This window comes from Pseudomonas sp. BIGb0164, assembly GCF_024810135.1.
Classification (GTDB): domain Bacteria; phylum Pseudomonadota; class Gammaproteobacteria; order Pseudomonadales; family Pseudomonadaceae; genus Aquipseudomonas.
The window spans coordinates 145,488-163,159 of the sequence record NZ_JANUEA010000002.1; the positions used below are offsets into that span (position 1 = coordinate 145,488).

Sequence of the window (17,672 nt, forward strand, 5' to 3'; positions counted from 1 at the left end):
TCAGGGCGCCAGACGCTCGCGCGTCCATTCGCCCGCTTGCAGGCGATAGTTCAGGCGGTCATGCAGGCGGCTGGCGCGGCCCTGCCAGAACTCGATGCGCTCAGGCAGCAAACGGTAGCCGCCCCAATGCTCGGGGCAATCGGGCTGGGTATCACTGAAACGCTGCTCGGTTGCCTTGAGCAAGTCCTGCAGCTCTTCACGGTCGCGGATGACCTTGCTCTGCGGCGATGCCCAGGCCCCCAGGCGGCTGCCCAAGGGACGCACCTGGTAATACGCGTCCGACTCTTCAGGCGTGACCTTGACCACCCGCCCCTCGATACGCACCTGGCGCTCCAGGGTCGGCCAGAAGAAGGTCATGGCCGCGAAGGGCCGTGCCGCGAGCTGCTCACCCTTGGCACTCTGATAATTGGTGAAGAAGGTAAAGCCCTGCGCATCCAGCCCCTTGAGCAACAGGATGCGGCAGTGCGGGCGACCCTCCTGGTCGACCGTCGCCAGGGTCATGGCATTGGCTTCCACCGGAGGCTGCTCGGTTTTCACCGCATCGGCAAACCACTGGTGGAACAACGCAAACGGCTCGTCCGGGGCCTGGGCCTCGCTCAAACCGTCCCGTGTGTAGTCACGGCGCATATCAGCCAGTGCCTGGGTCATGCGACTTTATCCTTGTGCTTCAACAGATCAGTTTTTCGCCTGGTCGTTCGCAGCCGGTGCAGCGGCCTTGGCTGGAGCCGGTTTCTTCGCGGCAGGCTTGGCCGGGGCTTTTTTGGCGGCTGGCTTGGCGGCGGCTTTCTTGGCCGGAGCCTTCTTGGCCGGTACGGCTTTTTTCGCAGCCGGTGCCACCGGTGCAGGCGCGTCCTGTACGGCAACCATTTCGGCCTTCGGCGGGTTGGCCGAGTTGTACTTGCTCAGCAACGCCAACATCGTTGTACGCTGTGTGAACAGAATTTCCATGCGACGGTTCAGCGCACGACCCTGGGTGCTGTCGTTGGCGGCACGTGGCATCAGGTCGCCCATGCCGCGCAGCATCAGGCGGTCCTGCTTCAAACCGCTGAGGCTGAAGATCGAAGCGATCGACTGCGCACGTTCCTTGGTCAGCGCCTGGCTTTGCGCCTCGGCACCGTTGGTGTCGACATGGCCCAGTACCAATACAGCGGTCTTCGGATCGCCTTCAACAGCCTTGGCAACACGGGTGAACGGGCCCAGTGTGACCGGCAGCAACATGCCTGGGCGTTTAGGGTTGTAGGAACCGTCTACCGGAGCGATCACGACCAATACGTTGTCACGGCGCTCGAGTTGCAGGTTGCTGTCCTTGATCGCGGTACGCAGGCGCGGCTCGTAGTCGTCCAGCCAGGCTTGGGTGATTTTCGGATCAGGCATCGGTACGTTGGTCACGTCGACCTTGGCCAGTGGCTTTGGCTTGCTTTCGAACGGCCACCACCAGTGGGTCTCGGTGTCGGTCTTGGCGACAGCCGGTGCCGCAGCTGGCGAAGGCGCTGGCGTTGCGGCCTTGAGGTCGGCTTTCAGATCAGCCTTGGCGTCGGCCGCCTTGTCATCGGCGCTCTTGGAGGAGAACGGCCACCAGCTGGAGCCGGTATCCGCCTTGGCGACGGGAGCCGGTGCGGCTGCCGCGGGAGCCGGGGCAGTTGCAGCGACAGGCGCGGCAGGCTTGGCGCCGGCAGCCGGCTTGGCGTCGGTTTGGGTCACTGCGTCCTTGGTAGCAGCCTTGTCGGATCCAAATGACCACCAATGCCCACCTTCGGCATCATTTTGTGGAGTTTGTGCGCAGCCGGTAATAGTGAGGCACAGCGCCAGTGCCAAGGACTTGTTCGATAACATGAGATATCCACAAAATGAGAAAAAACCAGGGGGTCTGGATGACCCGTTAAACAGACGCTTACTGAACATTAAAGTTACATCATTTCGCTCAGCGTCTTCTTATAGTTGCCTTTGTAACAAAAAAACGTGAAACAGCAAGGGGTTTACAGACAACCGGCCAATATTCCGACCAACTTCTGCGCACGCGGGTCCATAAGTACATAAGGCCCCAGTGTATTAGTCACGAAACCGAACGCTACATCATGTTCAGGGTCGGCAAAACCGACCGAACCGCCCGCCCCGGGGTGGCCAAACGCACGTGGGCCAAGGCCGAAGGTGGCATTGGGCAATTGCGGTTGATCCAACATGCAGCCCAGACCGAAACGGGTTTGGGTCAATAAGGTTTTATCCGGCCCGATACTGTGTTCGCGGGTCAATTGTTCGAGCATGTCGCTTTCCAGCAAACTACCGTCCAACAAACCGCTATAAAAACCGGCCAGGCTGCGCGCATTACCGTGACCATTTGCCGCTGGCTGCTGCATGCGCCGCCATTCGGGTTTATTAGTGCTCGTCAGAATAGACGGTGGGTTGGCAAAAGCCCGCGTTGTCATGGCCGTGGGCTCGCGCATCATTACTTGAAGTAACCGTTGGGCCGCTTCATCACCCATATTGCCTTTGCTGCGCGCTATATGCGCAACACGATGAAACTCTTCATCCGCCAGCCCCACGTGGAAGTCCAGCCCCAAGGGCCGTGCCACTCGCGCCACGATGGACTCGCCCGGGCCGCGCCCGTCGGCACGGCGCAGCAGTTCGCCCACCAGCCAGCCGTAAGTGATGGCCTCGTAGCCATGGCCTTCGCCGGGCGTCCACCACGGTGCCTCGGCCGCCAGGGTGTCGACCATCAGTTGCCAGTCGTACAGGGCTTCGGTGGGCAGCATTTCGCGGATTGCGGGCAACCCGGCCTGGTGGCAGAGCAACTGACGCAGGGTGATAGTTTCTTTGCCCGCCGCCGCAAACTCCGGCCAGTAGTTGGCCACGGGCGCGTCCAGTTGCAGCTTGCCTTCGGCCACCAATTGCAAGGCCGTGACGGCGGTGAAGGTCTTGGTGCAGGAGAACAGATTGACGATGGTATCGCTGTGCCAGGCCTCGGCACCGTCCTTGTCCGCCGTGCCGGCCCACAGGTCGACGACGGTTTCGCCACCCACCTGGATGCACAGCCCGGCACCACGTTCCTGTGGGTCATCGAACAACGCGGCGAAGCCTTCGCGCACCGCTTCGAACTGGAGCTCGTAATGACCCTGAATCTGCACCTAAGCCCCCTCGGAAAACACCGTAAAAATTGGCCGCCATTGTTCCAGCCCTTGTGGGTTTTGTGAACCCGTCAACGCTCAATCAATGGCCATTTCCAGAGTGCCCGCCGGCATGCCCGGCGCCCTGCCCCGGGCCTTTGCCGTCGTGCCCGGCCTGCTTGCCCTCGGCCTCACGCGCAGCGTTGGCAGCCTTGGCCTTTTCAGCCTCTTTGCCCAACTGGTCGACGGCTGCCAGGTTGCTTTTGCGCACGCTGTCGACAAAGCCCTGGAACGGTACGTCAGTGATACCCACCAGACCGAAATGACCATTCTCACCGTCCAGCAGACGCCCCGTGACCGGCTGGTCCAGGTACTGGAACCAATGCACGCCGACAATCGATGGCTCCGCCATGGCCTGCTTGAGGAAATTAGCGTAGGCCGCACCACGGTCCTCTTCCCTGGCCAATTGCGTCACGCCGCCCCAGAACGGTCCACGGTCCGCCGAGCCAAAGTTGAATTCGGTGATCAGCACCGGCTTGTCCAGCGCACGCAGGGCGGCGAAGTCATAACCGTCCTGGGGTTTGAGGGTGTACATGTTGAAACTCAGCACATCGCAGTACTGCGCGCAGGACGCCACGGCCTCCGGCGTGCTCACCGCATAACGCCCGCCCAGCAGCAGCTGATTGGGCGCGTGCCACTTGAGCGAATCGGAGATGGTCTTGAAATAGGCATCGGCGAAGGTTTTCTGGAAATATTTGAAGTCGGCCTCGATTTCCGGGTGCTCGGGGTTCGGCATCGGTGGCTCGAAGCCCGGGTCTTCCATCAGTTCCCAGCCAGCCAGGTGAATGCCCCAGGCTTTCGACAAGCCCTCTTCGTTACGGTACTTGTCGCGCAATTGCTTGAGGAACGCGCGCTTGGCCGGCACGTCGGTGGTCATGCGCAACGTGCCGTAGGCCAAGGCGTAGCGCGATTTTGGAGCGTCACCCGGACCGGCCCAGGCCAGCTCGTTGTCGGCGAAATAACCGATCAACCATGGATCATCGCGGTGATCCCGGGCCGCAATGGCCACAGCGCGCTCGGTGGCCATGGCGAAGCGTGGGTCGAACGGATCGGGCATGCCGCCCCACCAATCGGTGCCGGTGCTGATGCTGGCGTAATCGCCCACGATCGACAGCGGCAAGGTGTAGGGCACGCGATCAGCAGCAGCCAGGTTCTCGTCGCTCCAGTTGCCCACGGTGTTGAAACCCCAGGCCTGCAGGCGGTCGAGGGTGTGGCTGACCCAGCGCTTCTGGTCAAAACCTTCGGTGCCGTAGGTGCGTTCCAGGTTGGCGCCGTAGAAGTCATACCAACGCCCGGCGCCAAAACTGCGCCCCTCTCCCGCGCCGTTGCCGGTGCGGTTGTCAGCGCTGCCGTAATACTTGTCGAAGGGCTCACCGGCCTTGGGCAATGCCGCAAACATCCACTCGCGCCCGGCGACGTAGGTCTGATTGTTGTCCGGGGCGACGGTGTTGACGCCCAACGAGTAGAACGGATGGCCCAGCGGGGTCACCAGGTACCAGCGGCCGTCGCGTTTCTCAGTGCGGAAAAACCCACTGGCCTCGAACGCCGGACCTTTGTTCCAGCCACCGTATTGATCCAGTGAGGCTTTATCCCGTTCCGCCAGCCACCCCTTGAGCTGTTGTTGCTCTTTGGCGGCGGCGGCCTTGAGCTGATCGTCGCTGCTGACCTTTTCCGGCCAGCGCGCCCGGGTGGACTGGCCATAGGCGTCTACCAGTTCACTGTAGGCCGCCTTGATCACCGGCTCGCTGTCCTGCACGCCAAAGCGCTCCAGCAAGATGCTCTGGGCGGCGTTGGGCTTGATCATCGAGAGCGTCACCGACACCACCTGGCTGCGGTCGATTTCCCCCGCGCTGCTGGCCAGCAATACGCGCTGACCATCCACGGTGATAGGCATTGGCGGGCCGGCCTTCATGCCCTGGCTCAACGGCGAGTTGGCTTGCAGCGGAACCAACAGCGTCTGGGCCGGGCCGGCCGGCAGGTCGATGCGGCTGACCAGGGTCTTGCCATCTGCGCTCTGCACCTTGACGTAGAGGGTCAGCGCCCAGTCCATGGCACTTTGAATGCGCAGGCTCATCGCACTGGATTGGGACCAGTCCCACGCGCCGCTTTGCGGGCTGAGGACCAGGCTCGGCTCGGCAGCCGGGTTGAAGGTGATGCGGCGCAACACTTCGCCTTCGGGGGTCTGTTCGGCGTTGTATTGCGGCAGGCTGGCGTCCTGGGTCGCCACCTTGACCACATCGGCAGGCCGGACGAAGTTGAACAGCGTTTGTTGCCCCGCGGGCGCGGCCATCAACGGCGCAGTGAACAGCAGGGCAAACAGGGCGGGCAGCGTGCGAATCATACGAACAAGGTTCTCCCAATCGGCCGGTGAATGGCCTGATGACATAAATCGATAGCAGTGAGATAGACCACGAAGTGGGCGAATTCGCCCACGGTGGCTTAAGAAATTTCGCGCCTGAAAGGCGGCAAGGCATTCAGGATAGCCTTGCCATAGCGCTGGGTGACCAATCGGCGGTCGAGCAAGGTGATGGTGCCCCGGTCCTGTTCGGTACGCAGCAAGCGGCCGCAGGCCTGCACCAGCTTCAGGGACGCATCCGGCACCGAGATCTCCATGAACGGGTTGCCGCCCCGCGCTTCGATCCACTCGGCCAGTGCGGCCTCGACCGGATCATCCGGCACCGAGAACGGGATCTTGGCGATCACCACGTGCTCGCAGTAGGCGCCAGGCAAGTCGACGCCTTCGGCGAAACTGGCCAGGCCGAACAGCACGCTGGAATCGCCGCCATCGACCCGTGCCTTGTGCTTGTTCAGGGTTTCCTGCTTGGACAGGTTGCCCTGGATGAACACCTGCTTGCGCCAGTCGCGGTCGAGGCCGTCGAACACGTCCTGCATCTGTTTGCGCGAGGAAAACAGCACCAGGGTACCTTTGGAACCCTCCACCAGGTCTGGCAGGTCACGGATGATCGCAGCCGTGTGGGCCGCCGCATCCCGAGGGTCGGCCTTGAGGTCCGGCACCCGCAGCACACCCGCGTCGGCGTGGTGAAACGGGCTCGGCACCACGGCGGTTACGGCTTTTTTCGGCAGGCCGGCGCGCATGCGGAAGCGGTCGAAGGTGCCCAGGGCAGTCAGGGTGGCCGAGGTCACCAGGCAGCCGTAGGCCACGTTCCACAGGTTGCGGCGCAGCATTTCGGCGGCCAGGATCGGGCTGGCATTGACCTCGATGTCAAACAGCGCGCCGCTTTCCGAGAGGGTCAGCCAACGCGCCATCGGCGGGTTGTCTTCCGGGTCTTCGACGGTGAAGGCGGTCCACAGCTCCCAGTTGCCCTGTGAGCGAGACAACAGGCTGCCAAACAGCGGGTACCACTCCTCGGCCTGGTTGCTGGCGATGCCGATGTTGACCTCGCCATCCATGCCTTCCTTGAGCAGGTCGGTCAACCGGGTAAACACGTCGGTCAGGCGCGAAAAGCCCTTCTTCAACTCGATGCCCATTTCACGCATGTGCTCGGGGATCAGCCCGCCGACGAAGCGGTGACGCGGCCGCTCACGGCCCTCCACATCTTCGCCGGGCTTGAAGTCGGCGACTTGTTCACAGGCGCTGAACATGAATTGCTGCTGGGTCTTGATCTCCCGCGCCAGCTCAGGCACCTGCTCGATCAGCTTGCCCAGGTCGCCGGGCAGCGGGTGCTGGGCCAGCAACTTGGTGAGGTTCTTCGCGGTGGTCTCCAGCCAGTCGGCGGTGGAGCGCAGGCGGGTGTAGTGGGCGAAGTGGCCGATGGCCTTGTCGGGCAGGTGGTGCCCTTCGTCGAACACATAGAGGGTGTCGCGTGGGTCCGGCAATACGGCACCGCCGCCCAGGGCCAGGTCGGCCAGGACCATGTCGTGGTTGGTGACGATCACGTCGACCTTGCCCATGCCTTCGCGGGCCTTATAGAAGGCGCACTGGCCGAAGTTGGGGCAATGGCGGTTGGTGCACTGGCTGTGGTCGGTGGTCAGGCGCGCCCAGTCGGAATCTTCAAGGGCGGTGGGCCAGCTGTCGCGGTCGCCGTCCCATTTATTGCCGGCCAGTTTCTCGATCATGCTGGTAAACAGCTTCTGGCTGGCCTCATCCACCTCGATCTTGAAGCCTTCTTCTTCGAACAACTGGGCGGTGGCGGTTTGCGCGTGGCCCTCCTGCAGCAGCACATCGAGCTTGGACAGGCACATGTAGCGACCACGGCCCTTGGCCAGGGCAAAGGTGAAGTTCAGGCCGCTGTTACGCATGAGGTCAGGCAGGTCTTTGTAGACGATCTGCTCTTGCAGGGCGACGGTGGCGGTGGCGATCACCAAGCGCTTGCCGGCCGCCTTGGCAGTGGGGATCGCAGCCAGGCTATAGGCCACGGTCTTGCCGGTACCGGTACCGGCCTCGACGGCCACGACCGCGGGCTCACCCTCGCGGCGACCTTCGTCGTCGGTGTCGATATCCCCGAGGACCTTGGCCACTTCGGCGATCATCAGGCGTTGGCCGTAGCGCGGTTTCAAGCTCTTGGCTTCGAGAAAACGCGAATAGGCGCCCTGGATCGTGGTTTTGAGTTCAGTGCTGATCATGAATAGTCGGGCGCTAAAAACGCTGGATAAATTTTCAGTGGTTCGGATCGGCGGCTATCATACCCCGCTAATGAATCCCGCGCAGAACGGAGTACCGCAATGACCGTGTTTAGCCTCGCCTACACCCTGCATGTATTGGCCGCCCTCGTCTGGGTCGGCGGCATGTTTTTCGCCTGGATGATCCTGCGCCCCGCCGCTGTGGCGGCACTTGAGGGCCCTGCCCGGCTCAGGCTGTGGGCAAATGTGTTTCAACGTTTTTTCGTATGGGTGTGGATCGCCGTGGCCATTTTGCCGATCAGCGGCATTGGCCTGCTGCAATTGCGCTTCAGCGGGTTTGAGACAGCGCCACGCTATGTACAGGTGATGATGGGCTTGTATCTGGTGATGACGGCACTGTTTATCCGTATCCAGGCACTGAAATTCCCGGAGTTGCGCGCGGCGGTGGCGGCTGAAGATTGGCCGGCTGGGGCTGCGGTGCTGGGGCAGATTCGCAAACTGGTGGGGATTAACTTGATCGTGGGGTTGGTGGTGGTGGCGATTGCTTCGGCTCGGCCGATGTTCTGAGGCAGTCCTTAGACCGTTATCGCCGGCAAGCCGGCTCCTACAGGTTTTATACGATCAACTGTAGGAGCCGGCTTGCCGGCGATGATGTCTTTACAGGCGCTGAATAGTCACAGCCCCCGCAGGCCCTGCCGGCCCCGGTTGCCCTTCCAAACCAGGGCGGCCCTTTTCACCGCCATCGGCACGGTACACCAAGCAACCCTTGGACTGGCCGCCACGGCCAGGTTTACCTGCCGTGCCCGCCAAACCACCCGCACCGCCATCGACCCAGACCTTGATGCGTTCAGCCGGGAAATCCTGCGGCAACTCAACCCGCACCTGCGCGCCTGCCGCACCGGGCAAACCATCGCCGCCGTTATCGCCATTGGCGCCGCGGCCAGCCGAACCCCAGGTGCAACCCGGGTCCACGCCATTGGCGCCATCCAGGCCCGCATAACCCTGGGCACCCGCACCGCCCCGGGCATCCACCGACAGCTCTTCAGCCGTCAGCGCATTGATGCGCAGGGTCAGGTCGCGTCCCGCCTTGGCCGGGCGTTCGTGGGTGCCGGGGGCGCCACGCGAAGTGATCTGGCTGCCATGGTCCAACTGCGCGTGGCGCACCTGCAACTGCAAGCCGGTATTGCCCGGGGCGATGGCGATACGTGCTTCACGCCCCAGGTGCAGCTCATCCACCGTGACCTGGCTGATCGTCGCCGGAATCAGCAAGGTGCCGTAATCGGCGACGTCCAGGCGTTCCAATTGCAGCACGCTGGTACTGCTGGGCAAGCGCATCAACGAATTACTTTCAACACTGACGGTCTGCGCCAGGGCGATGGGGCTGACCAGCAGGGCCAACAGAAAAACCTTACGCATGATTGGCCTCCTTGTTCGTTTCATTAACCGCCGCAGGCACCGACAGGCCCTGCACGTGGAACATACCGACCAGCAGAATCTGCACGCGGTCACGCCAGGGATGGGCGCGGTGTTTGACGCTGCTGTTGAACAACAGCAACTCCAGCAAATGGGTGAGGAACAACAGACTGCCGGCCAGGTTGACCAACAGGTGGAACGGGCTGGCGAGCGGCCGGAACAGATTGACCACCACCACGACCCAGAACAGTAACGTCAGAAACTTCCCCAGCCCCCAAAACACCTTCATCCCGCATGCCCCCTTGCCTATTATTCTTTGGGCGCACAGTACCGACTTCTACAGGCGATTTGCCAGTGAAGGATGAAAAAACTTGATAAAGGGCAGGTATGCCGGCTGTTTCGGCGAGGATCGCCAGCAATGCCCCTGTGACTGGCACAGGGGCAAGGGCTATCAGCGGTTGATCTGGATTTCCACGCGGCGGTTCAGTGCGCGCCCTTCAGCGGTTTTATTGTCGGCCACCGGATGGCTTTCGCCGGCACCGGTGACCGAGACAAAGTTGCTGCGAGGCACGCCGGCACCGATCAAGTAGTCCGTGACCGAGTGGGCGCGTTTTTCCGAGAGTTTCTGGTTGTAGGCGTCCTTGCCGACGCTGTCGGTGTGCCCGCTGACCCGCAGTTGCGCGCTGGGGGCTTCTTTTTTCAGGCGAGTGGCAATGGTGTCGAGCTTGGTTTTGTCCGCGGCCGTCAACTTGGCCGAATCGAACTGGAAGTGCACATCGCGGATCACGATGGTTTCTTCTTTAACCACCACCACTTCCTCGACCACCGCTGGCGGCGCCACAGGAGGGCAACCATTGGCATCGACCTGCACGCCTTTTGGCGTACCCGGGCACTTGTCGCGGCTGTCCGGCACACCATCGCCGTCTTCATCGCCATCGCCGTGCACCCAGCAATAGGCGCCAGCCATGCCACCGATCAGCAGCGCGCCCGCGCCTGCATAGGCTGAACTTTCAGTAGCGCCGATCGCCGCGCCCGTCACACCGCCCACGGCGGCGCAGGTGGGCCAGTCGGTTTTCTGCAAGCCTGCGCAACCTGTCAATACTCCGGTTAGCAGAACCAAGGGTAGAGCTGTCCGCATGATGCTCATCTGTTTTCTCCTGAGGGGATCGGCGGGGGCCGATGGGTGGAGTAAAGACGGCTCTTTTCATCTGCGCCACTACGCCGCGCCCCTGTATTCATTGAGGATCGCTGCACTCGTAGGACTTTTCGCAGCCACCCGCTCTAGGCCCGCACGCTCAGCCGCGCTAGTCTCTACGGTCCTGATGTGAGGATCTGTGATGACCGCCGGTATTTCTTCCCGTACACCCCAGCAAGCCTTGGCTGCCTTGCTCGATCTGCACCAGCCCAAACGCCTGTTGCTGTTGGGTGCCAGCCAGTTCCCGGCGCTGGACGCCTTCCAGGCCGAGCACCCCGACACCGTCGTCGCCATCGCGCCGCCCGGGCCCTTGCCCGCAGCGCTGGCGGCGCAACGTTTTGACTTGGCGCTGGTGGTCGACTGCCTGGAGCACCTGTCAAAACCGCAAGGCCTGACCCTGCTCGGTGGCGTGCGCAACCTCAATGCCAGCCGTATTGCTGCGCTCGTCGACCTCAACGCCTGCGGCTGGAAGGAAACCGACTTCTTCTCCCTTGCCCTGCAGGCCGGCGAGCGTTTCCAGCGCGATGAGCAGGTTCTGACGCTGTTTACCTATGATCTGCTTGACTATAAACAGGTGCCGGACTGGCTCAACGCCCGTTTCTGGGCCAACCCGGAAAACTTCGGAAAGTATTGGTGGTAACCCCGATGAGTACATCCATTTGCCCCTGCGGCAGTGGCAACCTGCTGGATGCCTGCTGCGGCCACTATCACGCCGGCCACCCCGCACCCTGCGCCACCGCGCTGATGCGTTCGCGCTACAGCGCCTATGTGCTCGGCCTTGTGGACTACCTGGTGGCAACTACCTTGCCCGCGCAACAGGCCGGCCTGGACCGCAACGCCATCGGCGCCTGGAGTGCCCAAAGCACCTGGCTGGGCCTTGAGGTGGAAAGCTCCGAGGTGTTCGGCGGCCAGCCGGAACATGCGTTCGTGACCTTTACCGCCCGCTGGCACGACAGCACCGGTGAACATAGCCACCGCGAGCAGTCCTCTTTCGTACAGAATGATGGGCGCTGGTACTTCATCGACCCCACCGTCGAGGTCAAGGCAGGACGCAACGATGCGTGCCTGTGCGGCAGTGGTCAGAAATTCAAGAAGTGTTGCTCCAACTACCTCTAAGCCCTCTGACAGGAAAAACGCCATGCTTCGGATCTACAGCTTGATGCTGGCGTTGACACTGGGCTTGACCGGCTGCGCCTCGTGGTTCGAAGACGATACGCCGGCACCTCACGTGGCCCTGGTCAAAGTCGAAGTGGTGCGGGCCAAGTTGCTGGAGCAGAAGTTCAAGCTGTACTTTCGCGTGGACAACCGCGACGACGCCGACCTGACGGTGCGCGGCCTGATCTACAAGGTCACCCTGGACGATTTTGTGCTGACCGAAGGCGAGTCCAACGAATGGCTCACCGTGCCGCCGCGCAGCCATGCGTTCTTCCGGGTGACGGTGCGCACTAACCTGTGGCCGCAGATACGCGATGTGGTGCAGATGCTGAAAAATCCCACCCAGCTCGTGCCCTATCGCCTGGACGGTGAACTGAAAACCGGATTATTCATCGGTAATGACGTGCAGGTGTCCCACAATGGCGAGATAATCCCCGGCGATTTTATTCCGGAGCGACATCGATGACTCAGCAACCCCATGTCCATGGTCCTGACTGCAACCACGATCACGATCACCATGATCACGACCACGGCCATGTCCACGGCCCGAACTGCGGCCACGCTCACCAGGAGCCGGTGCGCAACGCCTTGAAGGACGTTGGCCGCAACGACCCTTGCCCTTGCGGCAGCGCGAAGAAATTCAAGAAGTGCCACGGGGCGTGATGCCCTGACCCAGGCTGTGTGGGAGCTGGCTTGCCTGCGATGGCATCAACCGGGTGTGCCTGATGTACCGAGGTGTCTGCATCGCGGGCAAGCCAGCTCCCACATGAATGGTGTTGCAGGTTCAGGGTTTACGTTGGAACTGCAATTCCACTTCCAAGCCCCCACCTTCCCGATTGCTCAAGCTCAACTGCCCGTCATGCGCCCGCGCAATGGTGTGGGCAATGCTCAGCCCCAACCCATACCCGCCCGTCTCGGCGTTGCGTGAGCCTTCCACCCGATAAAACGGCTCCATCACCTGTTCCAGCTGTTCCTGGGGAATCCCCGGGCCACGGTCACTGATGACGATCTTCAGGCTGTCTGCCTGGTCCTCGACCTGCACCACCACTTCACAGCCATAACGCACCGCGTTTTCCAGCAGGTTCTGCACACAACGCTTGAGGCTGCGGGCATACCCCGGCAAGGGTTGCCGGGCCCGTCCCACTATCGTCACGCTTTGCCCCACATCCTCAAGATCGGCCTGCAGGCTTTGCAGCAAGGCGTTGATGTCGATGTTCTGCCGCGTCTCATTGATTTCGCCACTGCTGACAAAATCCAGGGTGCTGGAGACCATGTGCTCCATTTCTTCCAGGTCGCTGCGAAACCGCTCCTTGGTGCGGGTGTCTTCCAGCATCTCGGTGCGCAGGCGCAGGCGTGTGATCGGTGAACGCAGATCGTGGGAAATCGCCGCGAGAAAACGCGTGCGTTCGGCGATGTTGGCGATCAAGCGTTGCTGCATCGCATTGAAGGCCTGCGCCGCACGGCGGACTTCAGTGGGGCCGTCCACCGACAGCGGCGGGCGCTGGATATCACGCCCCAACGCCTCAGCCGCCTTGGCCAGGGCATTGAGCGGGCGGATCGCCAGGCGCACCGCCACCAGGGCGATCACCACCAGCACCAACACCCGCAGCAAGTAGATACGCATCACATAGTCGAACAGCAGGTCCAGCGGCGAAGTGCTGGTCCAGCCCTGTTCTTCACTGGCATCCACCTGCAACCAGCGTCCGTCGGGCAGGCGCAGGTCAATCAGGAACTGCCCCACCACCGGCTTGGAGCTCAGCAGGGTCGACAACCCTGCAGTTTGCCCTTCGCCATCCACCAAAGACAGGCGCAGCAGGATCAGGGTCTGGGCGTAGCCGGTTTTCTCCGACAACACCTTTTTGATCAGGCGCTCGGTGGGCCGGTCGCTGTCAGTCAGGGTGCTGGGCGTGCTGCTGGCCTGGTCGCTCACCGTCAGGCGAAAGTGCGGCGTGTTGAGCAGCTTGATCAACTGGTCGGCCTGCTGCGGGTCGCTGTGCACCAGCCGCACCACGTCGGCCAGGCGCGTCGCGATCAGCCGCGCGGGAATTTCCAGCACCTGGCCATGGCGGCGGTCGTACCAGATGCTGCTGGTCAGGGCCTGGGCCGCGAGCATGCCGCTGACCAGGATCAGCACCAGCCGCCCGAACAGCGAGCGCGGCAGCAGTCTCACGAGCCCAGCACCACATCATCGGCGGTGAGCATGTAACCCTCGTTGCGCACGGTCTTGATTAGCCCGGCCGGCAGTTGGGAACGCAGGCGGCTGACGCACACGTCGATGGAGCGGTCGAACGGCGTGCTGTCCTTGTCGAACACGTGATTGAGCAGAAAGTCGCGACTCAACGGGCGGTTGGGGTGCTGCAACAACAGGCGCAGCACGCGGTAGTCCGAATTGCCCAGGCTGACCACCACACCTTCCGGGGTGAGCAGTTGCCGCGCCCGTGTGTCGAGCTGCCAGCCGGCGAAACGGATGCTCGGCGCTTCATCCAGCCGCGCCCGGTCCGGAAAACTCTGCACCCGACGCAGCACCACCTTGATGCGTACCAGCAACTCACGCGGGTCGAAGGGTTTGGGCAGGTAGTCGTCGGCACCGATTTCCAGGCCGACGATGCGGTCGATCAACGAGCCCTTGGCCGTGAGCATCACCACCGGCGTGTTGGAACTCACCCGCAATTCGCGGCACAAGCTCAGGCCGTCTTCGCCCGGCAGCATCAGGTCGAGCACGATCAGGTCGATCACATTGAGCGCCAGGCGGCGGCGCATTTCCTTGCCGTCGGCGGCGGTGGACACCTGGAAGCCGGCGTCGCTCAGGTAGTCGCAGAGCAGTTGGCGGATTTGCGGGTCGTCATCGACGATCAACAGGTGGTCTTGCTTGGCCATGGGCAGTCGGTCCGAAAACTCAAAACGCAGGAGATAGCCGAAAGTTCAGCCAGCAGTACGCGCAAATGTAATGGAATGTTGTGGGAAACGATAATCACGCATCAGCGATACAAACCCAGGGTATGGCAGGCGGAATCGCTCTTTAGACTACCGAACCTAAATGAGAGTAATTGTAATTTAGACTCGGAACTCGCCTATGTCACTGCCCACACCTCGCAGCCACACGCTGCACACCACTCTGGCGCCGATGTTCGGCTTGCTGGCTGCCGGTAGCGTTGCCCCGACGGCCTGGGCCGATGCGCCCGCCGCCGCGAACAACGACGCGGTGCTGAGCCTGCCGGAAATCAAGGTCGATGGCCAAGCTGCCCCCACCTCCGCCTTCAAGGTCGACCGGGTGACCTCCGCCAAGATCAGCCAGCCGCTGCTGGATGCGCCGCAAAGCGTGACCATCGTGCCGCAACAGGTGCTCAAGGAGCAGAACGCGCAGACCTTGCAGGAAGTGCTGCGCAACGTGCCAGGCATTACCTTCATGTCGGGCGAAGGCAACCTGGGATGGGGCGACCTGTTTTCGATTCGCGGCTTCTCGTCCGAGCAAAGCCTGACCGTCGATGGCGTGCGCGATGCCGGCATGTCCACGCGCACCGACACCTTCAACCTGCAACAGGCTGAAGTGTTCAAGGGCACCGGGTCGATTGAGTCCGGGGTGTCGGCCGTAGGCGGCAGCGTCAACCTGGTGAGCAAAGAAGCACACCTGGGCGATGCCAATAAAGTCTCGGCCGGCATCGGCACCGACAGCTACCGCCGGCTCACGGCCGACCTGAACAAACAGATCAACGACACCACCGCCGTGCGCATCAACCTGATGAAGCACTACAACGGGGTGGCCGAGCGCGACGATGTGGACTATGACCGCTGGGGCATCGCGACGTCCTTCGGCTTCGGCCTGGGCACCGACACGCGGTTCTTCGTCGACACCTTCTATCAGAAAGACACCAACACCCCGGACGGCGGCGTGCCGATCCAGCGTGGGACCAATGGCGACCGCATGCCGGGCGTAAAGCGCTCGAACTGGTACGGCGATTCCAGCCTCTACACCCAACAGAACGAAACCACCTCGCTGACCGCGCGTTTCGAACATGACTTCGACTGGAACGACGCCAACCTGCGCAACCAGACCCGCTGGGAACGCAGCGACAACTTTGCGGTGCTCTCCCCGGCGCGGTTCTTCGCCGCCAATGCCAACGGCCAGAAAACCTGCTCCGGCACGCGCTGTGCGACCTTGGGCTACACCGGTGTAGGCCCGATCAGCCAAGTCCCGGGCAGCACGGTCAATGCCTACACCGACTACGTGAACAACAGCAACACCGCCTACGGCATCCTGCGCGGCAGCGATTTCGGTTTGTCCAAGCGCTACACCATCCTGGATAACCAGACCGACTTCAGCTTCAAGTTCAACACCGGCAGCCTGCAGCACGCGGTGGTGTCGGGCCTCGAGTTCTACCACGAGACCTACGGCGGCCTGAAACGCAACGCCGAAGTGCCGGCCGGCGACATGTTCTTCGACATGAGCGACCCCAGCCACAGCTTCGCCAGCACCTATGTGACCAAGGGCGAAGGCGACCCACGCTCGGTGATCGACAACGCCGGCATTTATGCAGGCGACACGGTTACGCTCAACGACCAGTGGCAAGTGCTCGGCTCACTGCGCTACGACAACTGGCGCGCCCAGACCACCCAACGTGGCCAGGCAGATATCAGCAGTACCGATGGCGCCGTCAGCGGTCGTGTCGGCGCGGTGTACAAGCCGTTGCCCAACGGCAGCATCTATGTGTCCTACAGCGAGGCGGCGCAACCGTCGGCACTCGGCGCGTCCACCAACAACCAGATCTACGGTTCGGCCACCACCAGCAACTACAGCCCGGCCAAGTCCAAGACCTATGAAATGGGCACCAAGTGGGACATTGCCCACGACATGCTCAACGTGACGGCGGCGATCTTCCGCACCGAACTGGACAACGCCTGGGAATACCAGGACGGCGAGTCCGCCCCGGTCCGCGCCCTGCCCGCCAAACGCGTAGACGGCGTGGAACTGGGCCTGCAAGGCAACATCACGCCGCGCTGGACCGCCTACACCGGGTTCTCGGCGCTCAAGAGCACCCAGACCAAAGGCATCAACAAAGGCGCCGAAGCCAAGAACGTGCCCGACCTGACCGCCAACCTGTGGACCACCTACGCCGTCACCGACGCCCTGAGCCTCAGCTACGGCGAGCAATACGTGGGCCGTCGTCGCTACAGCGACAACAAATACGTCGGCGGTTTGAACAACAACAGCAGCTACGCCAACGGCCCGTCCGGGGTCAACGCCATCTATGTGCGCGACAACGAAAAGGCACCCGGCTACTGGCTGAGCAACGTGGCGGCGCAATACAAGGTGAACAAGGACACCACGGTCAACCTCAACCTCAACAACGTGTTCAATAAGTTCTATTACAGCCAGGTCGGCGCGTCCCTCGACGGCTTCCAGCTGTACGGCATCCCCGGTGCCGGGCGCACCCTCACCGCCAGCGTCGACTATGAGTTCTGACCGGTGCTGATCGAAATCCCGGGGCTGCTCAGCCCCCGTGAAGTCGAGACCAGCGTGGCGGCCTTGCTCGATCAACCCTGGGTGGACGGCAAGGTGACCGCCGGGCAGCGCTCGGCCCTGGCGAAAAACAACCGGCAGTTGCCGGAAGATTCGCCGACGGCCATCCGCGTGGGTGAGCAGATTCTGGCGCGGCTGTCGGACAACGCGCTGTTCATGTCCGCCGCCCTGCCCAAACGCATCTACCCGCCGCTGTTCAACCGTTACAGCGGCGGCGAGGCCTTTGACTGGCATATCGACAATGCCATTCGCGGCCTCAAGGGCGTGCGCGAACGGGTGCGCACCGACATCTCCGCCACGTTGTTCCTGGCCGACCCGGCCAGCTACGACGGCGGCGAACTGGTGATCCGCGACACCTTCGGCGAACACGCCGTGAAGCTGCCCGCCGGCCACCTGCTGATCTACCCCGGCAGCAGCTTGCACAAGATCAACCCCGTCACCCGCGGTGAGCGCCTGGCCAGTTTCTTCTGGATCGAAAGCCTGGTGCGCGAAGACAGCCAGCGCCAACTGCTGCTGGACATGGACGTGGCGATCCAGACCCTCACCGCCCAACACGCCGACCACCACGCGCTGCTGCAACTGAGCGGCGCTTATCACAACCTGTTGCGGCGCTGGAGCGATGTCTGATGCGCCGCCTTCACCTGGAGTC

17 protein-coding genes are annotated in these 17,672 nt (G+C 62.5%); 7 read left to right on the top strand and 10 right to left on the bottom strand.

Annotated features, from left to right (window positions below):
- From pdxH to dinG, 5 genes are all read right to left on the bottom strand, one after another.
- A complete protein-coding gene (gene pdxH / locus M2394_RS04610) occupies positions 1–648 on the bottom strand; it encodes a pyridoxamine 5'-phosphate oxidase (protein WP_178918952.1) in 648 nt (215 codons plus the stop codon).
- Positions 649–675: 27 nt separating this feature from the next.
- Complete coding sequence (locus M2394_RS04615) at positions 676–1,833, bottom strand: OmpA family protein (RefSeq protein WP_178918953.1); 1,158 nt, start codon at positions 1,831–1,833, stop codon at positions 676–678.
- Between the two features lie 143 nt (positions 1,834–1,976).
- Positions 1,977–3,122: a serine hydrolase domain-containing protein gene (locus M2394_RS04620; RefSeq protein ID WP_259171780.1), complete on the bottom strand. Its 1,146-nt coding sequence runs from the start codon at positions 3,120–3,122 to the stop codon at positions 1,977–1,979.
- Positions 3,123–3,204: 82 nt separating this feature from the next.
- A complete protein-coding gene (locus M2394_RS04625) occupies positions 3,205–5,502 on the bottom strand; it encodes a beta-galactosidase (protein WP_259171781.1) in 2,298 nt (765 codons plus the stop codon).
- A 98-nt stretch (positions 5,503–5,600) separates the two neighbouring features.
- Positions 5,601–7,745, bottom strand: a complete 2,145-nt coding sequence (gene dinG / locus M2394_RS04630; protein ID WP_259171782.1) for an ATP-dependent DNA helicase DinG — start codon at positions 7,743–7,745, stop codon at positions 5,601–5,603.
- 99 nt (positions 7,746–7,844) lie between these two features.
- Here dinG and M2394_RS04635 point away from each other — a divergent pair, with 99 nt between their 5' ends.
- Positions 7,845–8,309 (top strand): CopD family protein, encoded by a 465-nt coding sequence (locus tag M2394_RS04635; RefSeq protein ID WP_178918959.1) that lies wholly within the window; start codon positions 7,845–7,847, stop codon positions 8,307–8,309.
- A gap of 90 nt (positions 8,310–8,399) precedes the next feature.
- On the opposite strand, the gene M2394_RS04640 is transcribed toward M2394_RS04635, so the two are convergent.
- The 3 genes from M2394_RS04640 to M2394_RS04650 form a co-directional block, all read right to left on the bottom strand.
- Positions 8,400–9,158, bottom strand: a complete 759-nt coding sequence (locus tag M2394_RS04640; RefSeq protein ID WP_178918961.1) for a collagen-like protein — start codon at positions 9,156–9,158, stop codon at positions 8,400–8,402.
- On the bottom strand, positions 9,151–9,444 hold the full coding sequence (locus M2394_RS04645; protein ID WP_178918963.1) for a DUF1145 domain-containing protein: 294 nt from the start codon (positions 9,442–9,444) through the stop codon (positions 9,151–9,153). Before M2394_RS04645 ends, M2394_RS04640 begins: the two co-directional genes overlap by 8 nt.
- A gap of 162 nt (positions 9,445–9,606) precedes the next feature.
- Positions 9,607–10,302 carry an OmpA family protein gene (locus M2394_RS04650; RefSeq protein WP_178918964.1) on the bottom strand — a complete coding sequence of 232 codons (696 nt, stop codon included), beginning with the start codon at positions 10,300–10,302 and terminating at the stop codon, positions 9,607–9,609.
- Positions 10,303–10,492: 190 nt separating this feature from the next.
- Here M2394_RS04650 and M2394_RS04655 point away from each other — a divergent pair, with 190 nt between their 5' ends.
- From M2394_RS04655 to M2394_RS04670, 4 genes are read left to right on the top strand one after another with little or no spacing between them, the layout of a single operon-like run.
- On the top strand, positions 10,493–10,990 hold the full coding sequence (locus M2394_RS04655) for a DUF6231 family protein (protein WP_178918965.1): 498 nt from the start codon (positions 10,493–10,495) through the stop codon (positions 10,988–10,990).
- 5 nt (positions 10,991–10,995) lie between these two features.
- Entirely contained in the window at positions 10,996–11,466 is a 471-nt protein-coding gene (locus tag M2394_RS04660; protein ID WP_259171783.1) for a YchJ family protein, read from the top strand.
- 22 nt (positions 11,467–11,488) lie between these two features.
- Positions 11,489–11,971, top strand: a complete 483-nt coding sequence (locus tag M2394_RS04665; protein WP_259171784.1) for an LEA type 2 family protein — start codon at positions 11,489–11,491, stop codon at positions 11,969–11,971.
- Positions 11,968–12,168 (top strand): SEC-C metal-binding domain-containing protein, encoded by a 201-nt coding sequence (locus tag M2394_RS04670; RefSeq protein ID WP_026136698.1) that lies wholly within the window; start codon positions 11,968–11,970, stop codon positions 12,166–12,168. Before M2394_RS04665 ends, M2394_RS04670 begins: the two co-directional genes overlap by 4 nt.
- Before the next feature lie 121 nt (positions 12,169–12,289).
- Here M2394_RS04670 and M2394_RS04675 read toward each other — a convergent pair whose 3' ends face one another.
- Both M2394_RS04675 and M2394_RS04680 read right to left on the bottom strand, forming a co-directional pair.
- The gene (locus tag M2394_RS04675; protein WP_259171785.1) at positions 12,290–13,675 is read right to left on the bottom strand and encodes an ATP-binding protein; all 1,386 of its coding nucleotides are present in this window, start codon (positions 13,673–13,675) and stop codon (positions 12,290–12,292) included.
- Positions 13,672–14,382 (bottom strand): response regulator, encoded by a 711-nt coding sequence (locus M2394_RS04680; RefSeq protein ID WP_178918969.1) that lies wholly within the window; start codon positions 14,380–14,382, stop codon positions 13,672–13,674. The genes M2394_RS04675 and M2394_RS04680 overlap by 4 nt, the downstream gene beginning before the upstream one ends.
- A gap of 196 nt (positions 14,383–14,578) precedes the next feature.
- On the opposite strand from M2394_RS04680, the gene M2394_RS04685 reads away from it, so the two are divergent.
- The gene (locus M2394_RS04685; protein WP_259171786.1) at positions 14,579–16,966 is read left to right on the top strand and encodes a TonB-dependent siderophore receptor; all 2,388 of its coding nucleotides are present in this window, start codon (positions 14,579–14,581) and stop codon (positions 16,964–16,966) included.
- Positions 16,967–16,969: 3 nt separating this feature from the next.
- Positions 16,970–17,650 carry a Fe2+-dependent dioxygenase gene (locus M2394_RS04690; RefSeq protein WP_259171787.1) on the top strand — a complete coding sequence of 227 codons (681 nt, stop codon included), beginning with the start codon at positions 16,970–16,972 and terminating at the stop codon, positions 17,648–17,650.
- The last annotated feature ends 22 nt before the right edge of the window (positions 17,651–17,672 follow it).